Consider the following 24,535-nt stretch of genomic DNA (forward strand, 5'->3'; position numbering starts at 1 on the left):
GGATCGATGAATCCGCGGACGTTGCACGCTCGTGCTGAGCTAAATGCTGCGCGACCGGGTCCCGATCCATTGCAGTCGTTCGCCCACATTCAGCCATTGGCGTATTCGGGTCGGCAAGCGACGTCCACGGAAATCCACGAAGAACCATAAAAAAGCCCGCCGAAGCGGGCAATCCTCTCGATGAAGAGGGGGAGATCCGAATCCGCGATCGGCGGTCAGGGCGCGTTCAACCTTTGGTCGCCCCGAACGTCAGCCCCGCGACGAAATGCTTCTGCATCGCGAAGAACATCGCGACCGACGGCAACGCAGCGAGAATCGATCCGGCCGAGACCAGGTTCCACGATGTCGTCCATTGCCCCTTCAGCGCCGCGACCCCCGCCGTTATCGGCGCGGCCTCGTCGCCTTGCGTGAGACACAGCGCCCAGAAGTAATCGTTCCACACGAACGTGAACACGAGAATCGCAAGCGCGGCCAACGCCGGACGGATCAACGGCAACACGATCCGCCAGAACACCGTCCACTCGCCGGCTCCTTCGATCCGTGCCGCCTCGATCAGCTCGAACGGCAACTGCTTGATGAAATTCCGCAGAAACAGCGTGCAGAATCCCGTCTGAAACGCGACGTGAAAGAGAATCAGCGCCTCGACCGTATTGAATACCCCGAGCCTGAGCGACAAATCACGCACGGGAATCATCAACACCTGCACGGGCACGAAATTCCCCGCGACGAACGTCCCGAACAACGCGGTATTCCCGCGAAACCGGTAAGTCGCTAGCGCGAACCCAGCCATCGCGGCAAGCGTGATCGACCCGAGCACCGACGGCACCGTGATCTGCACGCTGTTCCAGAAGTAATGCAGCATCGGCGACGTGGTGAGCGCGTCGCGATAGTTCTCGATCATCGAGAAGTGCCGCGGCCAGCCCCAGTAGTGACCTTCGACCAGTTCCTCGGTCGAGCGCACCGACGTGACGAACACGGCAATCATCGGCAGCAGCCAGATCACCAGCGCAACGGGCAGCGACAACTTGTACAGCCTGCGCGAGACAGGCTTCCATTGAGCAACGGGAGTCGGAAACATGATGGCCACCGGTCAGGTTATTGCTCGTTGCGCAGCATGCGGCGCAACTGGAACACGATGTAGACGAGCATGATCGCGAACAGCACGACCGCAATCGCCGCGGAATAGCCGAGCCGGTAGTACTTGATCGCCTGGTCGTACATGTAATACGCGAGCACGGTCGAGCTCTCGAACGGGCCGCCGCTCGTCATCACCGAGATCAGGTCGAAGCTGCGCAGCGCGCCGATCACGGTGACGACGATCGCCATGAACGTGGTCGGCCGCAACTGCGGCAGCACGACGTGCCACAACAACGCGAAGCCGCGCGCGCCTTCCATTCGCGCGGCTTCGATCTGCTCCGGGTTCACCGACGTGAGGCCGGTGAGGTACAGGATCATGCAGTACGCGGTTTGCGGCCACAGCGCGGCGAACACGATGCCGAACGTCGCATAGCGCGCATCGCCGAGCACCGGGATTCCGTGTCCGGCGATCAGCGCGAGCAGCCCGAAGGTCGGATCGTAGAACCACGAGAAGATCAGGCCGACGACCACGCCGGACAACACGAACGGTGCGAAGAACAGCGATTTCACGAGCCGGATGCCGGCGACCGCTTGGTTCAGGTACAGCGCGAGCGCGAGGCCGAGCGGCGGCGCGAGCATGAACAGCGCGAGCCAGATCACGTTGTTGCGCAGCGCGGTGTAGAACGTCGGCGCGTGCAGCAGCTCGGCGTAGTTCGCGAGACCAACGAACGTGCGTTCGGTCATCCCGTCCCAGTTGCAGAGGCTCAGCCACAGCGTGGACAGGATCGGCCAGACCACATAGACGGCAACCATTGCGCACGCGGGCGCCAGAAAGAGCCACGCGGCGCGCCGTTGCCGCCGCGCGGTTGGCGAGGGCCGGCGCGCGCGCAGTGCGGCGGGCGACCTGCCGGCCGGCGGCGCGGCGGCGGCCGGTGCGGCAGGCGTTTCGACGGGTCTGGACGTGATCGGACTGGACACGGCAAGCCTCCTGGGCGGACGCGGCGGCACAGGGCCGCCGCAGGGGTCACGCGGTTACTTCTTGTAGATCCGCTTGCGGGTCTGCTCGAGCTGCGCGAGCACGGTATCGAGCTGCGCGGGATTGGCCAGGAACTGCTGCATCCCCTTCATCCCTTCGTCGGCCATTTCCTTCGTCATGTCGCGGTCGTAGAACTGCGCGACGCCGCCCCGGGTGTCGGCGAGGATCCGGAAGCCGATCCGCGAGATCGGATCGGCCGGCTCCGGCGACTTGCTGTTGGCCGACAGCGAGCCCAGCCCTTCCGCGAGCTTCGCGCCCATTTCAGGCGTTTCGACGAACGCGAGGAACGTGTGCGCGTCGGCCTTGTTCTTCGCCTTGGTCGGGATGTGCAGCGATTCGACCGGGCCATCTTCGGCGGTCGGCACCTTCGGGTCGATGATCGGGAAGCGGTAATAGCCCATTTCCTGCTTCACGTTCGGCGGAAAGCCCGCTGCGATGAACGTGCCCATCAGCATCATCGCGGCCTTGCCCTGGAACAGGAACGGCTGCGCGCCGTCGAGATCGTAGGACAACGCGTTGTCGATGAAATAGCCCGAATCGATCAGCGATTTCCACGTCGTGTAGACCTTCTTCACGCGCGGGTCGGTGTACGGCACGTCGCCGGCCATCAACTGCTGGTGGAACGCATTGCCGTTCAGGCGCAGGTCGAGATAGTCGAACCAGCCGGCGAGGGTCCATGCGTCGCGGCCGCCGACCGCGATCGGCGTGATGCCGGCCGCCTTCAGCTTCTTGCACGCATCGAGAAACTGGTCCCACGTCTTCGGCTCGTCGGCGATGCCGACCTTGCGGAACAGGTCCTTGCGGTAGAACAGCCCCCACGAGTAATAGACGGTCGGCGCCGCGTACTGCTTGCCGTTGTACGACGATGCGTCGCGCGTCGACGCGTACATTGCGCCCCAGCCGTTCTTCGCCCAGTCGCCGCTCAGGTCCTCGAACAGCCCGCGCTTCGCGTAGTACGCCATCCGCTCGCCCGCGTGCCAGTTCACGACGTCGGGTGCGACGGTCGTGAGCCACGCGGGAAGCTGCACCTTGTACGCTTCCTCGTCGACGAAGGTGGGCTTCACCTCGATGTCGGGATGGGCCTTGTGGAACGCCTCGAGCGTCGACTGCCAGACCGCGCGCTGGCTGGCGCCCTTGAACGCAATGTTGATCGTCAGCGTGCCGGCATCGGCGGGCGCCGTCATGCCGAGCGATGCCAGTGCGACAGCGGCGGCCGTGGCGAGCCGGGTGGCGACGCGAAGGGGGCGATGTGTCATACGTGTCTCCTGTTCTGGGTGTCGTTGTACGTCACCGGTGCATCGTGGCGCCGGTGACGGTGGTTACGAACGGCTTCGATACGCGGCTACGTCTTGCGGCCCGACTTGCGCGGTGCCGAGCACGAACGCGGACGGCGGCACCGCGTCGATCGTGTGCGGCGTGTCGCCATAGTTGAAAACGTAGGTCAGGCCGCCGCGCCGGCTCACGCGCACGCCGTCGCCGAGCGGCGTCGGTGCGAGGCCGGCTTCGGCCGCGACGTCGGCGAACAAGCGTGCGGTGGTCGCATCGTCGAACAGCGCGGCCCAGTAGTGCAGCGTGCCGTGCGACACGCAGGCCGGATGACCGTCGGCGAAGCGCGCACGCACGACGCTGCGTGCGTCGTCGTGAAGCTCGACGAAGTCACGCCAGTGGCGTGCGTCGCCAGCGAGCGGCGAGCCGTCGCGCAGCGTGCCGCCGATCCGCTCGGTCACGTTCGGCCGTAGCGATTCGACGCGCCATACGCGCATCGGCAGGATCGAGGCGAGCGGGCCGGGCGGCAGCGTCGGCGGAATCTGCAGGTCGATGGTCTTCGAACCGGTGCGCGGGCCGAACACCGCATGCGCGCCCGACGCGGCGAGCCGCGCCGCGAAGTCGTCCGGCACGATCGGCAGCGGCGGCACGACGACAAGCCGGTAGCCGTCGAGCGGCGCGTGCGCCGACACGATGTCGACATCGAGGCCGAGCGAGCGCAGCGCCGAGTAATACTCGAACGCGAAACGCGGGTAGTGGAAATCGGCGCCTTGCGGCTGCACGTCGAGCAGCCACTTCGCTTCGTAGTCGAACACGAGCGCGACGGGCGCACGCACGGCGCCGTTCGCATCGGCATCCGCGCCGGCGTCGAGTACCGCGGCGATTTCATGCGCGACCCGTTGCGCCTCGCGGCCGCCTTCGTCGAGCTTGTCGTCGGGCGTGTGCAGGCCCGCATGCATCTGCTCCTGCGCGAACGGCGCCTGCCGCCAGCGGAAGTACGACACGCAGCCGGCGCCGTGCGCGAACGCCTCCCAGCTCCACAGGCGCACCATGCCCGGCAGCGGCGCGGGGTTCCAGTGCGCCCAGTTCACGGGCCCCGGTTGCTGCTCCATCACCCAGAACGGCAGCTTCGACATGCCGCGATAGAGGTCGTGATTGAACGACGCGAAATCCGGGTGGCCGGTGCGCAGCCAGCGCGCCTTCACGTCGGGCGCGAACCATTGCTCCTCGAGCGCGCCGAGCGGGTAGCTGTCCCACGTCGCGACGTCGAGGTCGCGCGCGACTTCGTAGTGGTCGAACTCGGTGAACAACTGCATGAAGTTGTGCGCGACGGCGCGGCCCGGCGAATGCGCGCGGATCACGTCGACCTGCATGCGGTGATAGCGCGCGACTTCGTCCGACGCGAAGCGCCGGTAATCGAGGCGGTGCGACGGATGCGCTTCGGTCACGGTGCCGACCGGCGCGTCGACTTCGTCGAAATGCCGGTATTCCATGCTCCAGAACACGGTACCCCACGCGCGGTTCAGCGCGTCGATCGTCCCGTAGCGCGCCTTCAGCCATTCGCGGAAGCGCAAGAGCGCGGCCGGCGAGTAGCTGACGACCGTCTGGTGGCAGCCGAGCTCGTTGTCGGTCTGCCAGTAGCGCACGGCCGGATGGCGGCCGTAGCGTTCGGCCACCGCGGTGCAGATCCGGCGCGATGCTTCCAGATAGGTCGGCGACGAGAAGTCGTAATGGCGGCGCGAGCCGAACTTGCGCGGCTGGCCGTCCGCGCCGATCGCGAGGATCTCGGGATGACGGTCGACGAGCCACTTCGGCGGCGTCGCGGTGGGCGTGCACATCACGATCTCGAGCCCGGCCGCGCCGAGCACGTCGACCGCGCGATCGAGCCAGCCCCAGTCGTATTCGCCGGGCGACGGCTCGATGCGGCTCCACGCGAATTCGGCGATCCGCACCTGCGCGATGCCGAGCGCCTTCATCCGGCGGGCGTCGTCGGCCCACATCGATTCCGGCCAGTGTTCCGGGTAGTAACAGACTCCGAGGCGCATGCCCGATCCTTATGCGTAGTGGTGGACGGGAAGTTCGGCGCACGCGGGCACCGCGCGGCCGTCTTCGGTGAAGAGATGGCAGGCCGCGGCCGGCGCATGCGCGTGCACGCGCTCGCCGCTGCGCACGGCCGCGTCGCCGGGCACTTTCGCGATGAGCGGCGTGCCGCCGGGCTGATCGAGGTGCACGTAGGTCTGCTCGCCGAGGCGTTCGACGAGCACGACGTCGCGCGCGAGCGTCGTCGCGTCGAGCGCGGCGCCGAGCGTCAGATGTTCGGGGCGGATGCCGAGCGTGACGGCGGCACCGGGCGCGAGCGCGGCGCCGTCGCGCGGCAGCGTGAAGGTTTCGCCGGACGGCACGACGGTGACGGTCGTGCGCTGCGCGTCGCATGCGGCGACGACGGCCGGCAGGAAGTTCATCCGCGGCGAGCCGATGAAGCCGGCGACGAAGCGGCTCACCGGATGGTGATAGAGATCGAGCGGCGCGCCGACCTGGGCGATGCTGCCGTGTTGCGCGGTGTCCGCGCCGGCGTGCAGCAGCACGATCTTGTCGGCGAGCGTCATCGCTTCGGTCTGGTCGTGCGTCACGTACACGACGCTCGCGCGTTCGAACTGTTGATGCAGTTTCGCGATCTCGACGCGGGTCTGACCGCGCAGCGCCGCGTCGAGGTTCGACAGCGGCTCGTCGAACAGGAACACGCCGGGCTCGCGCACGATTGCACGGCCGATCGCGACGCGCTGCCGCTGGCCGCCCGACAGCGCCTTCGGTTTGCGCTCGAGCAGCGTATCGAGCTGCAGGATCCGTGCGGCGTCGCGCACCTTCCGGTCGATCTCGGCCTTCGGCACGCGCGCGAGCTTCAGCCCGAACGCCATGTTCTCGTAGACCGTCATGTGCGGAAACAGCGCGTAGCTCTGGAACACCATCGCGACGCCGCGTTCGGCGGCCGGCACGTCCTCGACGCGGCGGCCGTCGATCGAGAGCTCGCCGTCGCTCAGGTCCTCGAGGCCCGCGATCATCCGCAGCAGGGTCGACTTGCCGCAGCCGGACGGACCGAGGAACACGCAGAACTCGTGCGCGCCGATCTCCAGATCGACGTCGCGAATGACCGGCGCGTGCTCGCCGTAGGCTTTCTGCACGCGCCGCATCGAGATGCTCGCCATTGTCTCCGCTCCATGTTTTAATGCGCTTTCATCGATGCTTAAGCGCTTAATCATCGCGATCAAAAAAAATAGCCGATAGCGATCGCGGCCGAGTCGCGCCCGTCACGGGGCGGCAAGGTGTGCGGCGATAATGCGCCGCTTCGATGTGCGAAGCAAATACTGGATCAACGTCTCATATAGTGAGCAAGGGATGGCGACACTCGATGAAGTGGCCCGCCGCGCCGGCGTAACGGCCGCGACGGTGTCGAACGTGCTGCGCAATCGCGGCCGGGTTGGCGATGCAACCCGCGCGCGGGTGCTCGAGGCGGTGCAGGCGCTCGGCTACCGGCCGCATCTGGCCGCGCGGGCACTGGCGGAAGGGCGCGCGCCGACGGTCGCGCTGATGGTGTCGAGCATCGCGAACCCGTTTTATCCGGAGTTCGCGCTCGCGGTCGAGCGCGCGGTGCGCCGCAACGGGCAGTTCCTGATCGTCTGCAATACGAATGAAGACCCGCTGCAGGGGCGCGCGTATCTCGACCAGATCGCCGGTACGATCTCCGAAGGCATCCTGGTGACGAACGCGAACCTGCACCTGCCGGATCTCGTCGACGTTGCGCGGCGCGGCGTGCCGGTCGTGCTGTGTCTGTGGGAGCGGCCCGATGCGCCGCCGGAAGGGTTGCCGTGCGTCGCTGTGGATTTCCGCGAGGCGGGGCGGATCGCGACGCGGCATCTGGTCGAACTCGGGCATCGCGAGATCGGCGTGATCGTCGGCGGCTCGGCAAACGGCGTGCAGGCCGCGCGCTACGACGGCTTCGTCGATGTGATGCGCGAAGCCGGGCTGGACGCGTCACGCGTCGGCGCCGGGCACGATTCGATCGAAGGCGGCGTGCATGCGGCGGGGCAGCTGCTGGACGCGCATCCCGGGCTGACCGCGCTGGTCGCGACCAACGACCTGCCCGCGATCGGCGCGCTGCACGCAGCGGCCGATCGCGGCAGACGCGTGCCCGACGACCTGTCGATCGTCGGCATCACCGATATTCATCTGGCGAGCGATACGCGGCCTACGTTGACGACGGTCGCGATCCCGACGGGCGAGGCGGCGGGGCTCGCGGTCGAACTGCTCAACGCGTTGCGCGAGGCGGGCGGGCAGATCGACGATGCGTCGCGCGTGCGGACCGCGTCGGCACCGCAGCTGGTGGTTCGGCGGACGACGGGCGCGGTGCCACGGCGGCGGCGCACGGCCGTGTAGCGGTGGCAGACGCGCGCCGCATGTCGCTGTTGCGGGCAAGGGATCGACGTGCGTGCGTGGCTGCCGGCGTCGTTGCTTCCGCGTGCCGCGCTGCGCTGCGGGCAGCCGTTCTAGAACGAGTACGCGAGTGATGCGAACAGGCTGCGCGGCGCGCCCGGCGTCACCCACAGGCTGTTGTACGAGCTGACGTAGTACGTGCGATTGAACAGGTTGTTCAGCACGACCGATGCGCGCAGATGCTTGTTGACCTGCACGTAGCCGTTGAGCTGCACGGTTGCGTAAGCGGGGAGGTCGAAGCCATCCTGCGTGTTCGCGGTATTGCCCGCGCGGCGCCCGACGTAAATGACGCCCGCGCCCGCGCCGGCCTTGTCGACGAGCGGCAGCGCGGTTTCATACATCAGCAGTGCGCTGCCGCTCAAGCGCGGAATGTCAACGAGGCGTGCACCGGGCGTCAGCACGCTGTCCTGCGTGACTTGCGCATCGACGTACGCAAGGTTGACGATGCCGCGCAACCCGTGGCCCAAGTCGCCGTTCCATTCGAACTCGACGCCGCGGCTGCGCACTTCGCCGGCCGCACGCGAGAACCCGGCATTCGCCGGATCGGCGGTCAGCACGTTGCGCTTGTTCACGTAGAACGCGGCGACGGTCGCGAGCCAGCGCGTGCCGGCCCATTTCACGCCGGCTTCGTAGCCGTGCCCCTTCTCCGGATCGAACGCGCGGCCGTTCACGTCGGCGCCGTTGTTCGGCCGGAACGAGTACGCGGTGTTCGCATACAGCGACAACGCGGGGCTGGCCTCGTACACGATGCCGAGCCGTGGGCTCAGCGCCGTTTGCAGCTGGCTCGTCGTCACGCCCTTCAGCCGATTGTCGACCGACTGATGAAAGCGGTCCCAGCGCAGCCCGGCGAGCACTTTCCAGTGCGGCCCGAATGCGAGCGTGTCCTGCGCGTACAGGCCCTGGCCGTCGTCGCGCTCGAGCAGGTTCGTCGCGGTGCGCGGCACGGGCGCCGGCTGGCCGTAGACCGGATCGAAGATGTCGATCGCATACGGCGCGGCGGCCGTCGGCGTCGAGCGCGCGACGAACTGGTCGTAGTTGAAGCGGTACGCGTCGACGCCCATCACGAACGAGTGGCCGATGCCGGCGGTGCGGGCCTTGCCGGCCACTTCGACACGCCCCTGCAGGTCGTTCGAGTGGAACGCGACCTGCCGGTAGCGGCGCCACAGCGTGCGGCCGTCCGGCTGCAGCGAGAACGCTTCGGACGAGCGGCCGGACAGGTCGGTGTCGCGCTGCGCGAAGCCGGCGTTGACGGACCAGTCGGCATTGAAGCGATGTTCGAGCGTGAACTGGTGCCCCGAGTTGCGGACGTCGTAGTCGCCGTCGCGCGGCTCGCCCATGAACCTCGATGCCGGCACCGCGCCGAGCTGCCCGTTGACCGCGACCACGCCGCGATCGAGCGGCGCGCGCTGGCGTGCGGTCTCGAATTCGTAGTGAAGCGTCGTGTCCGCGCCGATATCCCACGTGAACGACGGCGCGAACAGGTAGCGTTTGCTCGATACCGTATCGCGGAAGCTGCCGTTGTCTTCGTTCATCGCGATGAAGCGGTACGCGAGCGACTTCGTGACGGGGCCGGTCGAATCGAGCGTCTCGCGCAGCGCGCCATAGCTGCCGGCCGACACGCCGATCGTGTTCGAGCGCGCGAACTGCGGCTGCTTCGTCGTGTAGCTGATGAGCCCGCCGGGGTCGCCGCGACCGTACAGCGCGGACGCCGGGCCCTTGAGGACTTCCATGCGCTCGAGCGTCGCGGTGTCGCGCGGCACGCTGATGCCGCGATTCCACGAGAAGCCGTTGACGAGGTAGTCGGTGCCGGACGTGTTGCCGTCGCCGGCAAAGCCACGCACCGCGTAGTTGTCCCACAGCCCGCCGAAGTTGTTCTGCCGCGCGACGCCGGCGACCCAGTCGTACAGGTCTTCGCCGCGCGTGGCGGCCACGGTCTGGATCAGTTTCGTATCGACGCTGCTGACGGCGAACGGAATCTCCATCACGTCCGTCTCGGTGCGCGTCGCGCTCGTCGATTCGGGCGCGCGAAACGGTGCCTTCGTGCGCTGTCCGGAGATTTCGATCGCGGGCAGCAGCGGCTCCTGAGCATTGGCGGCGCTCAGCCCGGCCGTGCCGACGACGATGGCCATCGGTGCGGCCGCCCAGTTCTTCCTGCTCATACCCGTCCTTCAGAAATTGGTCCGCGTTCGGGCACCGCGGGCCGTCTTGCGCCGGCGACCGTGTTCCAAACAGTACATTTGCGCGCCGAAATTTAATGCAAATGAGAGTTATTTGCAATCGTAAGTTGACGTTGTTGCGTTGGGGCTAAAGGGCGGGGGAGAGAACGGGCGGCGCGAGCGGATTGGCCGGGTAGCGTCGAGACAGACGTGTTGGGATTCGGGGAAGTTGCCAGCGGCTATTGTTCGCGCCGTGCGAATTCGGGAACGGTGCGCGGAGAACCGAATGACGGCTCACCGACTTGCGCGGTTCACGGTAGTGGTGGATAAGGCGCTGCGCCGTCCATTGGGGCGCAGCACGCCTCGGAAGTGCGAAGAACCGGGCCGCCCGCATCGGTCAGCTGACTGCGCGCGCAACCGTGGCCGGACACGTGCCGACGTCACGCGCCTTCGACGAGCTGCAACACGATGCGTCGGGCCGACTCGAGATGTGCGGCAGTCATCGCGCGGGCGCCGCGTGCATTGCGCTCGCGGCACGCTTGCAGGATCGCCTCGTGCTCCACCTGGAACGACGGTGTGTCCGCGAGCAGCGTGGCTTGCAGGCGCTCATATCGTTCGACCTGGCTGCGCAGCTCCGCGATCGCCTTCAACTGCCGCTCGTTGCCGCAGCACGAATACAGCAGCGCATGGAACTCACGGTTCAGTTCGCCTTGCCGGTGCGGCACATTGGATTCGCCGAGCAACCGATGCACGAGTTCGGCGCGCGCGAGCGTCTCGTCGTCGAGCCGCTTCACGCTGCGATAGATCGCGTCGCCTTCGAGCAGCGCGCGCATGTCGTAGATCTCCTGCACGTCGGATGGGCTCAGCATCCGCACGACCGCGCCGCGATTGCGGAAGATCTCCAGCAGCCCTTCGCGCTCCAGCCGCTGGATCGCTTCGCGCATCGGAATCCGGCTGATTCCGAAGCGCTCGGCGAGGTCGCGCTCGACGAGCCGCTCGCCGGCCTGCAGTTCGCCGTTGACGATCATCTCTCGCAGCGATGCGGCCACCGCGTCCGCAGTCGAATCAAGTCTGGCTTCCATCCCGTTGGGTCCCTCATTTTGGAATAATGGTATACCAAACGGTATTCCGATGCCACAATGGCGGCCTCACGTTCCGATATCGAAGGAGAGCGAGATGGCGCATGGCGAACACAAGTACCGCGTGGCAGTGGAGTGGACCGGCAACCGCGGAACCGGCACGTCGGGATATCGCGAATATGGTCGCGACCATGTGATCCGCGCCGGTTCGAAGCCCGACATTCCGGGCTCGTCGGACGCGGCGTTTCGCGGCGACGCGGCGCGCTGGAATCCGGAGGATCTGCTACTCGCGTCGGCCTCGGCGTGCCACAAGCTGTGGTATCTGCATCTTTGCTCGGAAGCCGGCATCCGCGTGCTCGCGTATGTCGACGACGCCGAAGGGACGATGCTCGATAGCCCCGAGCAGGGGCGCTTTACCGAAATCGTGCTGCGCCCGCACGTGACCATCCAGGCCGGTGACGATCGCGAGCGGGCGGAACACCTGCATCACGATGCGCACGCGAAGTGCTACATCGCGAATTCGGTCAACTTCCCGATCCGTTGCGAACCGGTGATCGAGTTTGCAGCCGCGTGACGCGTTGGCGATGGAAAGCACGATGAAGCTTTTCTACGACTCAACCAATGAACGCTGGCGCAGCGCTTCGTGCTCGAACAAGTCAACGTGGGCGGGCCACACCCCCCGTCGCCGCGTCACAGCGCGACGCCGTAAACCTCCCGCGCAGCCACCCGAATCGCGTCGGCCATCACCTCGACGGCCGGCGAATGCAGCCGGTCGGTGCGCGTGATGATCCCGAAATCGTCCATCCGGCAGTCCATCTCCAGCGGCAGCACCGTGACGATCCCGTGTCGCGCGTAGTACCGCGCGACGTCCTCCGCGAGCACCGCGATCATGTCGCTCTGCTCGATCAACTGCGTGATGAACAGCAGCGCGGCCGTCTCGACGACGTTCGCCGGCGGCGCGAGGCTCGCGCGCTGGAACACGAGCTCGAACCGATGGCGCAGCACGCTGCCGGCCGGCGGCATCACCCACGCGGCGCGCTGCACGTCGGCGAGCGACAGCGGCGCCTGCGCGAGCAGCGGATGGCCGGGCCGCACGACCGCGGCGACCGGCTCGCCGGTCAGCGGCTCGTAGCGCAGGTGCAGCTTGTCGTGTTCGGCGGACAGCCGGCCGAGCACGATGTCGAGCTTGTCCTGCGCGAGGTGTTCGAGCAGCACGTTGCTCGTGTCGATCGCGACGGACACCCGCACGTTCGCATGCGTCCCCTTCACGGCCGCGACGGCCGGCGGCACGAGCCGCAATCCCGGCGACGTGATCGCGCCCACCGCCACGTGCCCGAGATGGCCGGCCTTCAGCGCGGCCAGTTCCTCGCGCGCCTGGTCGAGGCTGCCGAGCGCCGCGCGCGCGTGGCGGATCAGCGCGTCGCCGTACAGCGTCGGCCGCATCCCGCGCGGCAGCCGCTCGAACAGCACGGCGCCGATCGACTCCTCGAGCTCGCGCAGCAGCTTCGACGCCGCCGGCTGCGTCATGTTCAGCGCGGCCGCCGCGCGGTGAATGCTGCCTTCGTCGGCGAGCGCGACGACCAGCAGCAACTGGCGCGTCTTCAGGCGATTGCGGTTTCCCCACGGGCTGGCTTCGGTCATCGTACGGGTTTATATTGATATCGGAATCGATATCGTAATCGCCTAAAACGTCATTAGCGAGTTATCAAAATTCTGCCTAGACTGCGCCGGTATCCCGTCACCACAGGACTGACGATGTCGGCAACAAAACCCAGGCTGCGCTCCACCCAATGGTTCGGCACGAACGACAAGAACGGCTTCATGTACCGGAGCTGGATGAAGAACCAGGGCATTCCCGATCACGAATTCGACGGCCGGCCGATCATCGGCATCTGCAACACGTGGTCCGAACTGACGCCGTGCAACGCACACTTCCGCAAGCTCGCCGAGCACGTGAAGCGCGGGATTTCGGAAGCCGGTGGCTTCCCGGTCGAGTTCCCGGTGTTCTCGAACGGCGAATCGAACCTGCGGCCGTCCGCGATGCTCACGCGCAATCTTGCCTCGATGGACGTCGAGGAAGCGATCCGCGGCAACCCGATCGACGCAGTCGTGCTGCTCGCCGGCTGCGACAAGACGACACCGGCGCTGCTGATGGGCGCGGCGAGCTGCGACGTGCCGGCGATCGTCGTATCGGGCGGCCCGATGCTGAATGGCAAGCTCGAAGGCAAGAACATCGGCTCGGGCACGGCCGTGTGGCAGCTGCATGAAGCGCTGAAGGCCGGCGAGATCGACCTGCACCACTTCCTGTCGGCCGAAGCCGGCATGTCGCGCTCGGCCGGCACCTGCAACACGATGGGCACCGCGTCGACGATGGCCTGCATGGCCGAGGCGCTCGGCGTCGCGCTGCCGCACAACGCGGCGATTCCGGCCGTCGATTCGCGCCGCTACGTGCTCGCGCACATGTCCGGCATTCGCATCGTCGAAATGGCGCTCGAAGGGCTCGTGCTGTCGAAGGTGCTGACGCGCGCCGCGTTCGAGAACGCGATCCGCGCGAACGCGGCGATCGGCGGCTCGACCAACGCGGTGATTCACCTGAAGGCGATCGCGGGCCGCATCGGCGTGCCGCTCGAACTGGAAGACTGGATGCGCATCGGCCGCGGCACGCCGACGATCGTCGACCTGATGCCGTCGGGGCGCTTCCTGATGGAGGAGTTCTATTACGCGGGCGGGCTGCCGGCCGTGCTGCGCCGGCTCGGCGAAGGCGGGCTGCTGCCGCATCCGGACGCGCTGACGGTCAATGGCAAGTCGCTGTGGGACAACGTGCGCGAAGCGCCGAACTACGACGACGAAGTGATCCGCCCGCTCGACCGGCCGCTGATCGCGGACGGCGGAATCTGCATCCTGCGCGGCAATCTCGCGCCGCGCGGTGCGGTGCTGAAGCCGTCGGCGGCGAGCCCCGAGCTGCTGAAGCATCGCGGCCGCGCGGTGGTGTTCGAGAACCTCGAGCACTACAAGGCGACGATCAACGACGAAGCGCTCGACATCGATGCGAGCTCGGTGATGGTGCTGAAGAACTGCGGGCCGCGCGGGTATCCGGGGATGGCCGAGGTCGGCAACATGGGCCTGCCGCCGAAGCTGCTGCGCCAGGGCGTGAAGGACATGGTGCGGATCTCGGATGCGCGGATGAGCGGCACCGCGTACGGCACCGTCGTGCTGCACGTGGCGCCGGAAGCGGCTGCCGGTGGGCCGCTCGCCGCGGTGCGCAACGGCGACTGGATCGAGCTCGACTGCGAGGCCGGCACGCTGCACCTCGATATTACGGATGACGAACTGAAGCGCCGCCTGTCGGATGTCGATCCGGCCGCGGCACCGGGCGTGGCCGGGCAGCTCGGCAAGGGCGGTTACGCACGGCTGTATATCGATCACGTGCTGCAGGCCGACGAGGGGTGCGACCTCGACTTCCTGGTCGGCACGCGCGGCGCGGACGTGCCGAGCCATTCGCATTGAGCGGCGGGCAGGTGCATACCGACACGGACGTCGGCGGGGCCTGAGGGAAACAAGGTGACGCACTGGATGTGGTCGAGCGCGAAGGAAGGCGCTGCGTAAGGGCTAAAGCGCAAACGCAGACAGACCGCGAAGCATGAGACGGACGCAAGCGCCGAAGCGCTAACGCAGACCGACAGGAGACAGGATGACGACGCAGTACACGCCCGCGCACGGCGCGGCGGAACAGTCCGATTCGCAGGCAGCCGTCGATGAACGGCAACTGACCCGCCTGCTCACGCGCAAGCTGGTGCCGTTCCTCGCGCTGATCTACGTGGTCGCCTACGTCGACCGTACCGTCGTCGGCTTCGCGAAGCTGCACATGAACGCGGCGATCGGCCTCGGCGATGCTGCGTACGGACTCGGCGCCGGCCTGTTCTTCATCGGCTACTTCCTGTGCGAGGTGCCGAGCAACCTCGCGCTCGGACGCTTCGGCGCGCGCGTGTGGTTCGCGCGCATCCTCGCGACGTGGGGCGTGATCACGATGGCGATGGCGCTCGTGCAGGGGCCGACCAGCTTCTACGTGCTGCGCTTTCTGCTCGGCGCGGCCGAAGCCGGCCTCTATCCCGGCATCCTGTACTTCCTCACGCAATGGATCCCGATGCGCGACCGTGCCCGCGTGATCGGCCTGCTCGTGCTTGCGCAGCCGCTCGCCGGCATCGTGACGGGCCCGCTCGCCGGCTGGCTGCTGTCCACGCACGGGCTGTTCGGCCTGTCGGACTGGCAGACGCTGTTCGTCGTGAGCGGCCTGCCGGCCGTGCTGCTCGCATGGCCCACGCTGCGGCTGCTTCCGGAGTCGCCCGCGCATGCGCGCTGGCTGAACGACGACGAACGCCGCTGGATCGCACGGCAGCTCGCCGCCGACCGCGACACGTATCGCCCCGATTCGCACGGCAATCCGCTCGCCGCATTGCGCGACCGCCGGGTGCTGTTGCTCGCCGCGCTGTTCCTGCCGTTTCCGCTGTGCATCTACGGGCTGTCGCTGTGGCTGCCTACGATCATCCACGCATTCGGCACTGGCGATGCGGCGACCGGGCTGCTGTCCGCGGTGCCGTACCTGTTCGCGGTGGTCGGCCTGCTCGTCGTGCCGCGCCATTCGGATCGCAAGCGCGAGCGCTACTGGCACATCGTCGTTGTGTCGGCGGCTGCGGCGGTGACGATGGCCGCGAGCGCTTGGGTGCGGCAACCGGCGCTGCAGTTCATGTTCATCTGCCTGACCGCATTCTCGCTCTATTCGATCCAGGCCGTCGTGTGGGCGTTGCCCGGCGAATTCCTGACCGGCACGAGCGCGGCGGTCGGTATCGCGGCGATCAATTCGCTCGCGAATCTCGGCGGCTACTTCGGGCCGTACGGGATCGGGCTGATCAAGGCATCGACCGGCAGTCTCGCGGCCGGCCTGTACTTTCTCGCGGCCACGCTGCTGTTCGCGGTGCTGATGACGTTCGTGGTCCGCGCCGCGCTGCGCACGCCCGAGCCGGCCGCAGGCGCGTTCGCCGGCGAATCCTGAACGCATTGTTTTCCGGCTGAACGCCGCTTCGACTGACGCAGGACCGAACCATGACATCGAGCAGCACACCGCGCTATCGCGGCATCTTCCCCGTCGTCCCGACGACGTTTACCGACACCGGCGAGCTCGACCTCGCGAGCCAGAAGCGCGCGGTCGATTTCATGATCGACGCAGGCTCCGACGGCCTGTGCATCCTCGCGAACTTCTCCGAGCAATTCGCGGTCACCGACGACGAGCGCGACGCGCTCACGCGCACGATCCTCGAGCACGTCGCCGGCCGCGTGCCGGTGATCGTCACGACATCGCATTACAGCACGCAGGTCTGCGCGGCGCGCAGCCTGCGCGCGCAGCAGCTCGGCGCGTCGATGGTGATGGCGATGCCGCCGTATCACGGCGCGACGTTCCGCGTGCCCGAAGCGCAGATCTTCGATTTCTATGCGCGCGTGTCGGATGCGATCGACATCCCGATCATGATCCAGGACGCGCCCGCGAGCAGCACCGCGCTGTCCGCGCCGTTCCTTGCGCGGATGGCACGCGAGATCGAGCAGGTCGCTTACTTCAAGATCGAGACGCCCGGTGCGGCGAACAAGCTGCGCGAGCTGATCCGGCTCGGCGGCGACGCGATCGAAGGGCCGTGGGACGGCGAGGAGGCGATCACGCTGCTCGCCGACCTGCATGCGGGCGCGACCGGCGCGATGACGGGCGGCGGGTTCCCGGACGGCATCCGGCCGATCCTCGAAGCGTTCCGCGAAGGGCGGCACGACGATGCGTTCGCGCGCTATCAGGCGTGGCTGCCGCTGATCAATCACGAGAACCGCCAGTCCGGGATCCTGACCGCGAAGGCGCTGATGCGCGAAGGCGGTGTGATCGCGTGCGAGCGGCCGCGGCATCCGATGCCGGAACTGCACCCGGACACGCGCGCGGAGCTGATCGCGATCGCGCGCCGGCTCGATCCGCTCGTGCTGCGCTGGGCGCGCTGAGCGAATGGCGAAGGAGAAACGCAAATGAGCAAGGTGATTTCGCTGGGCGTGATCGGGATCGGCAAGATCGCGCGCGACCAGCATCTGCCGGCGATCGCCGCCGAGCCGGGCTTCGTGTTGACCGCCTGCGCGAGCCGTCACGCGGAGGTCAACGGGGTACGCAATTATCCGGATCTGACCGCGCTGCTGGCCGCCGAGCGCGACCTCGATGCCGTGTCGCTGTGCGCGCCGCCCCAGGTTCGCTACGCGCAGGCACGCGCCGCGCTCGAAGCCGGCAAGCACGTGATGCTCGAGAAGCCGCCGGGCGCGACGCTCGGCGAAGTGGCCGCGCTCGACGCACTCGCGCGCGAACGCGGCCTCACGCTGTTCGCGACCTGGCACTCGCGCTGCGCGAGCGCGGTCGAGCCGGCGCGGGCATGGCTCGCGACGCGCACGATCCGCGCGGTGCAGGTGCGCTGGAAGGAGGACGTGCGACGCTGGCATCCGGGGCAGCAGTGGATCTGGGAGCCGGGCGGCCTCGGCGTGTTCGATCCAGGCATCAACGCGCTGTCGATCGTCACACGGATCCTGCCGCGCGAACTCGTGCTGCGCGAAGCGACGCTCTATGTGCCGAGCGACGCGCAGATGCCGATCGCGGCCGAACTCGATTGCGCGGACACGGGCGGCGTGCCGGTGCGTGCGGAATTCGACTGGCGCCACGGCCCGGTCGAGCAGTGGGAGATCGCGGTCGACACGTCGGACGGCGTGCTCGCGATCAGCCGCGGCGGCGCGCAGTTGTCGATCGACGGCGCGCCGGTCGAGATCGGGCCGGAGCGCGAGTATCCGGCGCTGTATGCGCATTTCCGCACGCTGATCGCGCGCGGCGAAAGCGATGTCGACGTCCGGCCGTTGCGGCTCGTCGCCGACGCATTCCTGTTCGGGCGGCGCGTCGGGACCGACGCGTTCGGCCGCTGACACCGGGCCGGCGCGCGCCACAGCGAGCGCGACCCGGCGCGACGAGTATCGAAGACCCCAGCCAACAGACAAGGAGACACCGCATGAACCGAACGAACCGAACGCTTCGCCGACACACCCTGCGCGCGTTGCTGGCCGCGCTGTGCATTGCGCCGCTCGGCATGCACGGCGCCGCGCACGCCGACGCGCCGCTGAAGATCGGCTTCCTGGTGAAGATGCCCGAGCAGGCATGGTTCATCAACGAGCAGAACGCGGCGTCCGCGCTGGGCCAGAAGGAAAACTTCTCGGTCGTGAAGATCGGCACGCCGGATGGCGAGAAGGTGCTGGCCGCGATCGACAACCTCAACTCGCAAGGCGCGCAGGGTTTCGTGATCTGCGCACCCGACGTGCGCCTCGGGCCGGCGATCGCCGCGCGCGCGAAGCGCTACAACATGAAGTTCGTGACGGTTGACGACCAGCTCGTCGACTCGACCGGCAAGCCGCTCACAAACGTGCCGCACCTCGGGATGTCGGCGACCAAGATCGGCAACCAGGTCGGCCAGGCGATCGCCGACGAGATGAAGCGACGCGGCTGGAAGCCTGAGGAAGTCGGCGCGTTGCGCATCACCAACTACGAGTTGCCGACGGCGAAGCTGCGCACCGACGGTGCGACGCAGGCGTTGCTCGCGAACGGGTTCCGCAAGGAGAACATCTTCGACGCGCCGCAGAAGACGACCGACGACAGCGGCGGCCTCGAGGCGGCCTTCCCGGTGCTCTCGCGCCATCCGAACGTGAAGAAATGGGTGGTCTTCGCGCTGAACGAGGAAACCGTGCTCGGCGCGGTGCGCGCGACCGAACAGCTGCACATCCCGGCGGCCGACGTGATCGGCGTCGGCATCAACGGCGCGGGCGAGGCGTTCGCCGAATTCCAGAAGAAGGAACCGACCGGCTTCTACGGGACGATCGCGGTCAGCTCGACGAACCACGGCAAGGACAGCACGCAGAACCTCGTCGACTGGATCCGTAACGGCAAGACGCCGCCCGCCGACACGCAGACGAGCGGCAAGCTGATGACGCGCGCGAACTGGCAGGCCGTGCGCGCCGAGCTCGGCATCTGAGCGTGCGGGGCGACGACGCGATGACGATGCAGACGATGACGGCCGTGTCCGGCAACGACGACGCGGCCACTGCCGGCGGCGCGCTGCTCGCGCTCGACGGCATCACGGTGACGTTCCCGGGCGTGCGCGCGCTCGATGGCGTGTCGCTGTCGGTGCGCGCGGGCGAAGTGCACGGGCTGATGGGCGAGAACGGCGCGGGCAAGTCGACGCTGCTGAAGGTGCTGTCCGGCGTGAACCAGCCGCAGGCCGGCACGCTGACGCTGAACGGCACGGTGCAGCGTTTCGCGTCGACGCGCGCGGCGCTCGAGGCCGGCATCGCGATCATCTACCAGGAGCTGCATCTGGTGCCCGAGCTGACGGTCGCGGAGAACCTGATGCTCGGCCAGTTGCCGAGCCGGCTCGGCGTGGTCGACGAACGTGCGCTTGCCGTGCGCGCGCTCGATGCGCTGGAGCGGCTCGGCGAGCACATCGATCCGGGCATTCCGGTGAAATATCTGTCGATCGGCCAGCGCCAGATGATCGAAATCGGCAAGGCGCTGATGCGCGACGCGCGCGTGATCGCGTTCGACGAACCGACCAGCTCGCTGTCCGCGCGCGAGACGACGCAGCTGTTCCGCATCATCCGCGCGTTGCGCGCGGAAGGCCGCGCCATCATCTACGTCACGCACCGGATGGAGGAAGTGTATGAACTGTGCGACCGCGTGACCGTGTTTCGCGACGGCCGCCGCATCGACACGTTCGAATCCGTCGCCGATCTCGATCGCGACCGGCTGATCGGCTGCATGGTCGGCCGCTCGATCGAGGACGTGTACGGCTACCGGCCGCGCACGGCCGGCGACGTGCTGATCGAGGCGAAAGGGCTGGCGGGGCCCGGGTTGTCCGAGCCCGTGTCGTTCACCGCGCGGCGCGGCGAGATCGTCGGCTTCTTCGGGCTCGTCGGCGCGGGCCGTTCGGAGCTGATGAAGCTGCTGTACGGCGCCGCGCGCCCCAGTGCGGGGCACGTCGAGCTGAACGGGCGTCGCGTCGCGTTCGCAAGCCCGCGCGACGCGGTGCGTGCCGGCATCGCGCTGTGCCCGGAAGACCGCAAGCAGGAAGGCATCGTCGCGATCGCGTCGGTGGCCGACAACCTGAACATCAGCGCGCGCCGGCATTTCAGCCCGGCGCGGATGCTGCTCGACGCACGGCGTGAACGCGAGCTCGCGCAACGCTACATCGAGCGGCTGGCGATCAAGACCCGCGACGGCGACACGCCGATCGGCGCGCTGTCGGGCGGCAACCAGCAGAAGGTCGTGCTCGCGCGCTGGCTGGCCGAGCGCATCGACGTGTTCCTGATGGACGAGCCGACACGCGGCATCGATGTCGGCGCGCGCGCGGAAATCTACAACCTGTTCTACGAGCTCGCGGAAGCGGGCCGCACGGTGATCCTCGTGTCGAGCGACCTGGCCGAGGTGATCGGCGTGTCGGACCGGATCATCGTGATGAAGGAAGGACGGATCGCGGGCGAGGTCGCGAAGGCGCAGGCGACGCCCGACGCGCTGATCAAGCTCGCGCTGCCGCGCTAGCGCCCCGCAACGATCAACCGGATGCAAATGAAATGAGCCAGGCAATGCAACCCCAACGCACTTCCCCGTCCCCCGATGCCGCCGCCGTGCCCGCACGCGCGCGCGGCGGCGTGTGGCAGCTGATCAACCGTTCCGGCATCGTGATGGTGTTTCTCGTGCTGTTCGCGGCGCTGTCGCTGACCGTGCCGGACTTCCTCACGCCGCGCAACATCCAGGGCCTGCTGCTGTCGGTCACGCTGATCGGCTCGATCGCGGTGACGATGATGTTCGTGCTCGCGCTCGGCGAAGTCGACCTGTCGGTCGCGTCGATCGTCGCGTTCTCGGGCGTCGTCGCGTCGACGCTGATCACCGCGACGCACAGCGTCGTGCTCGGCATCGCGGCCGGCGTGCTCGCGGGCGGTGCGGTCGGGCTCGTCAACGGCGTGCTGATCGCGCGCTGGCGGATCAATTCCCTGATCGTCACGCTCGCGATGATGGAAGTCGTGCGCGGGCTCGCGTTCATCACGTCGAACGGCGACGCGGTGATGATTTCGGAGGAGCGCTTCTTCGAGCTCGGCGGCGGGTCGTTCCTCGGCATTTCGTATCCGATCTGGAGCAACATCGTCGGCTTCGTCGTGTTCGGCTTCCTGTTGCGCAAGACGGTGTTCGGCAAGAACGTGCTGGCCGTCGGCGGCAACGGCGAGGCCGCGCTGCTCGCGGGGCTGCCGGTGATGCGCATCAAGATCGCGGTGTTCGTGCTGCAGGGGCTCGTGACCGGCTTCGCCGGCGTGATGCTTGCGTCGCGGATGAGCCTCGGCGATCCGAAAACGTCCGTCGGCCTCGAGCTCGGCGTGATCTCCGCGTGCGTGCTCGGCGGCGTGTCGCTGACGGGCGGCGTCGCGACGATTTCCGGCGTGCTGGTCGGCGTGCTGATCATGGGTTCCGTGCAGGACGCGATGAGCCTGCTGAACGTGCCGACCTTTTACCAATATCTGATACGCGGCGGAATTCTGTTGCTCGCGGTGCTGTTCGACCAGTATCGTCGCAACCAGCGGCGCGCGATGAAGATCTGACCCTGACGAACGCGCGGCCGCCCGCGAAGGCGACAGACATCGGGAGACGGCATGCAACAGATTCATCCGGGCGCGGCGGCGCTGCTGGTCGACAGCCGCAATACGCTCGGCGAAGGCGCGACGTGGTGCGACGCGACGCACGCGCTGTACTGGACGGACATCGAAGGCGCGCGGCTGTGGCGCTGCCGCGCGGACGGCGCGGACCTCGCGCAGTGGCCGATGCCTGAACGGCTCGCGTGCTTCGCGCTGACGAACGAGCCGAATGTGCTGCTCGTCGGGCTCGCGACGCATCTCGCGTTCTTCGATCTGCGCAGCGGCGCATTCACGCGGATAGTCGACGTCGAACCCGATCTGCCGACACGCCTGAACGACGGCCGCTGCGATCCGTTCGGCGCGTTCGTGTTCGGGATGAAGGACGAAGGCGGCGACCCGCCGCGCGCAGTCGGCGGCTTCTACCGGCTCAATCCGGACCTCACGCTCGACCGGCTTGCGTTGCCGGCGGCGGCGATCGCGAACAGCATCGCGTTCTCGCCGGACGGCACGAAGATGACCTTCTGCGATTCGATGGTGCGCAAGATTCTCATCTGCGATTACGGCGCGGGCGGCGACGTAGCCAATGTGCGGCCGTTCGCGCGACTGACCGATGCGGACGGCGACCCGGACGGCTCGACGATGGATCGCGACGGCGGCCTGTGGAACGCGCAGTGGGGCGGCCGGCGGGTGGTGCGCTACGGGCCGGACGGCGTCGAGACGGACCGCGTTACCGTGCCGACTGCGCAGCCGAGCTGCGTGACGCTCGATGGCGAAGGCCGGCTTTATGTGACGAGCGCCCGTGTCGGGTTGAGCGACGACGCGCTGGCGAGCGATGCGCATGCCGGCGGCGTATTCGTCGCGCGGACGCGCTACATGGGGCTGCCGACCGCGCGATTCGCGGGGGCGCCGCGCGGCTGACCGCGTATCGGATCCCGTTCATGGGATGCGTCTGACGCGGCGCGCCAGGCGATCAGGCGCGCGGTCTGCCGCGCATGCACGCGCACACGGTGGCAGTCCGGCTGGCTGGAGCACGCCGTTCGCGCCCCGACGTGCTGGTAAGATGGCCCGCAATTCCATCTCGCCCGCACCATGAGTTCCGCACCGACCAAGCCCGCGAACCCGAAAAACGCCGCGAAGAACGCCGCGAAGAATGCCGCCCGTGCGACGGGCGACAAGCCGAAGGCCCGCGTGCCGCAGCGCCTGACCTACGTGGTCGGCAGTCTCGAACGGCTGCTGCGTCGCCACATGACCGACGCGCTCGCGCCGCTCGGCATCACGCTCGCGCAATACACGGCGCTGTCGGTGCTCGAGGCACGCGGCGCGTCGTCGAACGCGCAGCTGGCGGAGCGCTCGTTCATCACGCCGCAATCGGCGAACGAGGTCATGAGCGTGATGGCCGCGCGCGGTTTCGTCACGCGCGAAGCCGACCCGTCGCATGGCCGCATCATCCTGCTGACGCTGACCGACGAAGGCGCGGCGATGCTGCGCGAATGCGAAGCCGTGCTGCGTCCGCTCGAGACGCGGATGCTCGGCGACGTCTCCATCGACGACGCCACGCGCGTGCAGCGCGCGCTCGAGCTGTTCGCACGCAACCTGCGCGGCTGACCTATTTCCCGAACCGCCACGACACGGGCCCGCGCGGCCCGTGTTCGCTTTCCCGCCGGCTCGCCGGTCGCCTGACCGTTCCCCGATTTCATCGTTGCCGCCGCATTCCGCTCCGGGTTTACACCGGCGCTCATGCCGCTTGCAATATCAGGTAGCCTGATATTAAATGAAGCCGTCCGCAGCAGGAATGCTGCGCACCGAATCGCACAGGAACGAACGACAGGAACAGACATGAGCAAGTACGACAACCGCTGGCAGACCGTTGAAGTGAAGGTGGAGGCCGGCATCGCGTGGGTCACGCTGAACCGCCCCGAAAAGCGCAACGCTATGAGCCCGACGCTGAACCGGGAGATGCTGGAAGTCCTCGACGCGGTCGAATTCGACGACGAGGCCAAGGTGCTGGTGCTGACCGGCGCGGGCGCCGCGTGGACGGCCGGCATGGATCTGAAGGAATATTTCCGCGAGATCGACGGCGGCTCCGACGCGCTGCAGGAAAAGGTGCGGCGCGACGCATCGGAGTGGCAGTGGCGCCGCCTGCGGATGTACAACAAGCCGACGATCGCGATGGTGAACGGCTGGTGCTTCGGCGGCGGATTCTCGCCGCTCGTCGCGTGCGACCTCGCGATCGCGGCGGACGAAGCGGTGTTCGGGCTGTCGGAAATCAACTGGGGCATCCCGCCGGGCAACCTCGTCAGCAAGGCGATGGCGGACACGGTCGGGCATCGCCGCGCGCTGCACTACATCATGACCGGCGACACGTTCACCGGCGTGCAGGCCGCTGAAATGGGCCTCGTGAACAGCAGCGTGCCGCTGGCCGGCCTGCGCGACGCGACGATCGCGCTCGCCGCGCGGCTGATGGACAAGAACCCGGTCGTGCTGCGCGCGGCGAAGCACGGCTTCAAGCGTTCGCGCGAACTCACGTGGGAGCAGTGCGAGGATTACCTGTATGCGAAGCTCGACCAGGCGCAGCTGCGCGATCCGGAGCGCGGCCGCGAGCAGGGGCTGAAGCAGTTCCTCGACGACAAGACGATCAAGCCGGGCCTGCAGGCATACAAGCGCTGATACAAGCGCCGACGCAATCGACAGAGACAGGCAAGGCA

20 protein-coding genes are annotated in these 24,535 nt (G+C 67.7%); 12 read left to right on the forward strand and 8 right to left on the reverse strand.

What is annotated here, in order from left to right:
- Positions 1-226 precede the first annotated feature (226 nt).
- The 5 genes from WS75_RS09130 to WS75_RS09150 all read right to left on the reverse strand — a co-directional run bounded on the left by WS75_RS09130 (position 227) and on the right by WS75_RS09150 (position 6,582).
- The gene (locus WS75_RS09130; RefSeq protein ID WP_059680186.1) at positions 227-1,078 is read right to left on the reverse strand and encodes a carbohydrate ABC transporter permease; all 852 of its coding nucleotides are present in this window, start codon (positions 1,076-1,078) and stop codon (positions 227-229) included.
- A 17-nt stretch (positions 1,079-1,095) separates the two neighbouring features.
- On the reverse strand, positions 1,096-2,055 hold the full coding sequence (locus WS75_RS09135; RefSeq protein ID WP_059680187.1) for a carbohydrate ABC transporter permease: 960 nt from the start codon (positions 2,053-2,055) through the stop codon (positions 1,096-1,098).
- Between the two features lie 54 nt (positions 2,056-2,109).
- Positions 2,110-3,369: an ABC transporter substrate-binding protein gene (locus WS75_RS09140; protein WP_059680188.1), complete on the reverse strand. Its 1,260-nt coding sequence runs from the start codon at positions 3,367-3,369 to the stop codon at positions 2,110-2,112.
- Between the two features lie 63 nt (positions 3,370-3,432).
- The gene (locus WS75_RS09145; protein ID WP_059680189.1) at positions 3,433-5,424 is read right to left on the reverse strand and encodes a beta-galactosidase; all 1,992 of its coding nucleotides are present in this window, start codon (positions 5,422-5,424) and stop codon (positions 3,433-3,435) included.
- Between the two features lie 9 nt (positions 5,425-5,433).
- Positions 5,434-6,582: an ABC transporter ATP-binding protein gene (locus WS75_RS09150; RefSeq protein WP_059680190.1), complete on the reverse strand. Its 1,149-nt coding sequence runs from the start codon at positions 6,580-6,582 to the stop codon at positions 5,434-5,436.
- A 190-nt stretch (positions 6,583-6,772) separates the two neighbouring features.
- Here WS75_RS09150 and WS75_RS09155 point away from each other — a divergent pair, with 190 nt between their 5' ends.
- Complete coding sequence (locus tag WS75_RS09155; protein ID WP_059680191.1) at positions 6,773-7,810, forward strand: LacI family DNA-binding transcriptional regulator; 1,038 nt, start codon at positions 6,773-6,775, stop codon at positions 7,808-7,810.
- Positions 7,811-7,920: 110 nt separating this feature from the next.
- Here WS75_RS09155 and WS75_RS09160 read toward each other — a convergent pair whose 3' ends face one another.
- Together WS75_RS09160 and WS75_RS09165 are read right to left on the reverse strand one after the other, a co-directional pair.
- Positions 7,921-10,026 (reverse strand): TonB-dependent siderophore receptor, encoded by a 2,106-nt coding sequence (locus WS75_RS09160; RefSeq protein ID WP_059680192.1) that lies wholly within the window; start codon positions 10,024-10,026, stop codon positions 7,921-7,923.
- 437 nt (positions 10,027-10,463) lie between these two features.
- Positions 10,464-11,105 carry a GntR family transcriptional regulator gene (locus tag WS75_RS09165; RefSeq protein ID WP_059680193.1) on the reverse strand — a complete coding sequence of 214 codons (642 nt, stop codon included), beginning with the start codon at positions 11,103-11,105 and terminating at the stop codon, positions 10,464-10,466.
- 94 nt (positions 11,106-11,199) lie between these two features.
- Between WS75_RS09165 and WS75_RS09170 the strand changes: the two genes are divergently transcribed.
- Positions 11,200-11,676, forward strand: coding sequence for an OsmC family protein (locus WS75_RS09170; RefSeq protein ID WP_059680194.1), 477 nt, complete (start codon positions 11,200-11,202; stop codon positions 11,674-11,676).
- Between the two features lie 116 nt (positions 11,677-11,792).
- Here the strand turns inward: WS75_RS09170 and WS75_RS09175 are convergent, their stop codons facing one another.
- A complete protein-coding gene (locus tag WS75_RS09175; RefSeq protein WP_059680195.1) occupies positions 11,793-12,743 on the reverse strand; it encodes a LysR family transcriptional regulator in 951 nt (316 codons plus the stop codon).
- Positions 12,744-12,857: 114 nt separating this feature from the next.
- Here WS75_RS09175 and WS75_RS09180 point away from each other — a divergent pair, with 114 nt between their 5' ends.
- From WS75_RS09180 to WS75_RS09225, 10 genes are all read left to right on the forward strand, one after another.
- On the forward strand, positions 12,858-14,609 hold the full coding sequence (locus WS75_RS09180; RefSeq protein WP_059680196.1) for an IlvD/Edd family dehydratase: 1,752 nt from the start codon (positions 12,858-12,860) through the stop codon (positions 14,607-14,609).
- A gap of 184 nt (positions 14,610-14,793) precedes the next feature.
- A complete protein-coding gene (locus WS75_RS09185) occupies positions 14,794-16,152 on the forward strand; it encodes an MFS transporter (protein WP_059680197.1) in 1,359 nt (452 codons plus the stop codon).
- 50 nt (positions 16,153-16,202) lie between these two features.
- Positions 16,203-17,132: a dihydrodipicolinate synthase family protein gene (locus tag WS75_RS09190; protein WP_059680198.1), complete on the forward strand. Its 930-nt coding sequence runs from the start codon at positions 16,203-16,205 to the stop codon at positions 17,130-17,132.
- Between the two features lie 24 nt (positions 17,133-17,156).
- Positions 17,157-18,086: a Gfo/Idh/MocA family protein gene (locus WS75_RS09195; RefSeq protein WP_059680199.1), complete on the forward strand. Its 930-nt coding sequence runs from the start codon at positions 17,157-17,159 to the stop codon at positions 18,084-18,086.
- Positions 18,087-18,169: 83 nt separating this feature from the next.
- Positions 18,170-19,183: an arabinose ABC transporter substrate-binding protein gene (locus WS75_RS09200; protein WP_059680200.1), complete on the forward strand. Its 1,014-nt coding sequence runs from the start codon at positions 18,170-18,172 to the stop codon at positions 19,181-19,183.
- Positions 19,184-19,203: 20 nt separating this feature from the next.
- Positions 19,204-20,745: an L-arabinose ABC transporter ATP-binding protein AraG gene (gene araG / locus WS75_RS09205; RefSeq protein WP_059680405.1), complete on the forward strand. Its 1,542-nt coding sequence runs from the start codon at positions 19,204-19,206 to the stop codon at positions 20,743-20,745.
- A 32-nt stretch (positions 20,746-20,777) separates the two neighbouring features.
- Positions 20,778-21,797: an L-arabinose ABC transporter permease AraH gene (araH, locus tag WS75_RS09210; protein WP_059680201.1), complete on the forward strand. Its 1,020-nt coding sequence runs from the start codon at positions 20,778-20,780 to the stop codon at positions 21,795-21,797.
- Between the two features lie 51 nt (positions 21,798-21,848).
- Positions 21,849-22,748, forward strand: a complete 900-nt coding sequence (locus tag WS75_RS09215; RefSeq protein WP_059680202.1) for an SMP-30/gluconolactonase/LRE family protein — start codon at positions 21,849-21,851, stop codon at positions 22,746-22,748.
- A gap of 171 nt (positions 22,749-22,919) precedes the next feature.
- Positions 22,920-23,435 (forward strand): MarR family winged helix-turn-helix transcriptional regulator, encoded by a 516-nt coding sequence (locus WS75_RS09220; RefSeq protein ID WP_059680203.1) that lies wholly within the window; start codon positions 22,920-22,922, stop codon positions 23,433-23,435.
- A 231-nt stretch (positions 23,436-23,666) separates the two neighbouring features.
- The gene (locus tag WS75_RS09225; protein ID WP_059680204.1) at positions 23,667-24,497 is read left to right on the forward strand and encodes a p-hydroxycinnamoyl CoA hydratase/lyase; all 831 of its coding nucleotides are present in this window, start codon (positions 23,667-23,669) and stop codon (positions 24,495-24,497) included.
- The last annotated feature ends 38 nt before the right edge of the window (positions 24,498-24,535 follow it).

The sequence above is a fragment of the Burkholderia sp. FL-7-2-10-S1-D7 genome (assembly GCF_001524185.1).
GTDB lineage: Bacteria > Pseudomonadota > Gammaproteobacteria > Burkholderiales > Burkholderiaceae > Burkholderia > Burkholderia diffusa.

Bases quoted from the DNA above. Each gene is read 5' to 3' on its own strand.
- WS75_RS09130 (WP_059680186.1), bottom strand. From the start codon at position 1,078: ATGTTTCCGACTCCCGTTGCTCAATGGAAGCCTGTCTCGCGCAGGCTG.
- WS75_RS09140 (WP_059680188.1), bottom strand. From the start codon at position 3,369: ATGACACATCGCCCCCTTCGCGTCGCCACCCGGCTCGCCACGGCCGCC.
- WS75_RS09145 (WP_059680189.1), bottom strand. From the start codon at position 5,424: ATGCGCCTCGGAGTCTGTTACTACCCGGAACACTGGCCGGAATCGATG.
- WS75_RS09150 (WP_059680190.1), bottom strand. From the start codon at position 6,582: ATGGCGAGCATCTCGATGCGGCGCGTGCAGAAAGCCTACGGCGAGCAC.
- WS75_RS09155 (WP_059680191.1), top strand. From the start codon at position 6,773: ATGGCGACACTCGATGAAGTGGCCCGCCGCGCCGGCGTAACGGCCGCG.
- WS75_RS09160 (WP_059680192.1), bottom strand. From the start codon at position 10,026: ATGAGCAGGAAGAACTGGGCGGCCGCACCGATGGCCATCGTCGTCGGC.
- WS75_RS09165 (WP_059680193.1), bottom strand. From the start codon at position 11,105: ATGGAAGCCAGACTTGATTCGACTGCGGACGCGGTGGCCGCATCGCTG.
- WS75_RS09170 (WP_059680194.1), top strand. From the start codon at position 11,200: ATGGCGCATGGCGAACACAAGTACCGCGTGGCAGTGGAGTGGACCGGC.
- WS75_RS09175 (WP_059680195.1), bottom strand. From the start codon at position 12,743: ATGACCGAAGCCAGCCCGTGGGGAAACCGCAATCGCCTGAAGACGCGC.
- WS75_RS09180 (WP_059680196.1), top strand. From the start codon at position 12,858: ATGTCGGCAACAAAACCCAGGCTGCGCTCCACCCAATGGTTCGGCACG.
- WS75_RS09185 (WP_059680197.1), top strand. From the start codon at position 14,794: ATGACGACGCAGTACACGCCCGCGCACGGCGCGGCGGAACAGTCCGAT.
- WS75_RS09190 (WP_059680198.1), top strand. From the start codon at position 16,203: ATGACATCGAGCAGCACACCGCGCTATCGCGGCATCTTCCCCGTCGTC.
- WS75_RS09195 (WP_059680199.1), top strand. From the start codon at position 17,157: ATGAGCAAGGTGATTTCGCTGGGCGTGATCGGGATCGGCAAGATCGCG.
- WS75_RS09200 (WP_059680200.1), top strand. From the start codon at position 18,170: ATGAACCGAACGAACCGAACGCTTCGCCGACACACCCTGCGCGCGTTG.
- araG (WP_059680405.1), top strand. From the start codon at position 19,204: ATGACGATGCAGACGATGACGGCCGTGTCCGGCAACGACGACGCGGCC.
- araH (WP_059680201.1), top strand. From the start codon at position 20,778: ATGAGCCAGGCAATGCAACCCCAACGCACTTCCCCGTCCCCCGATGCC.
- WS75_RS09215 (WP_059680202.1), top strand. From the start codon at position 21,849: ATGCAACAGATTCATCCGGGCGCGGCGGCGCTGCTGGTCGACAGCCGC.
- WS75_RS09220 (WP_059680203.1), top strand. From the start codon at position 22,920: ATGAGTTCCGCACCGACCAAGCCCGCGAACCCGAAAAACGCCGCGAAG.
- WS75_RS09225 (WP_059680204.1), top strand. From the start codon at position 23,667: ATGAGCAAGTACGACAACCGCTGGCAGACCGTTGAAGTGAAGGTGGAG.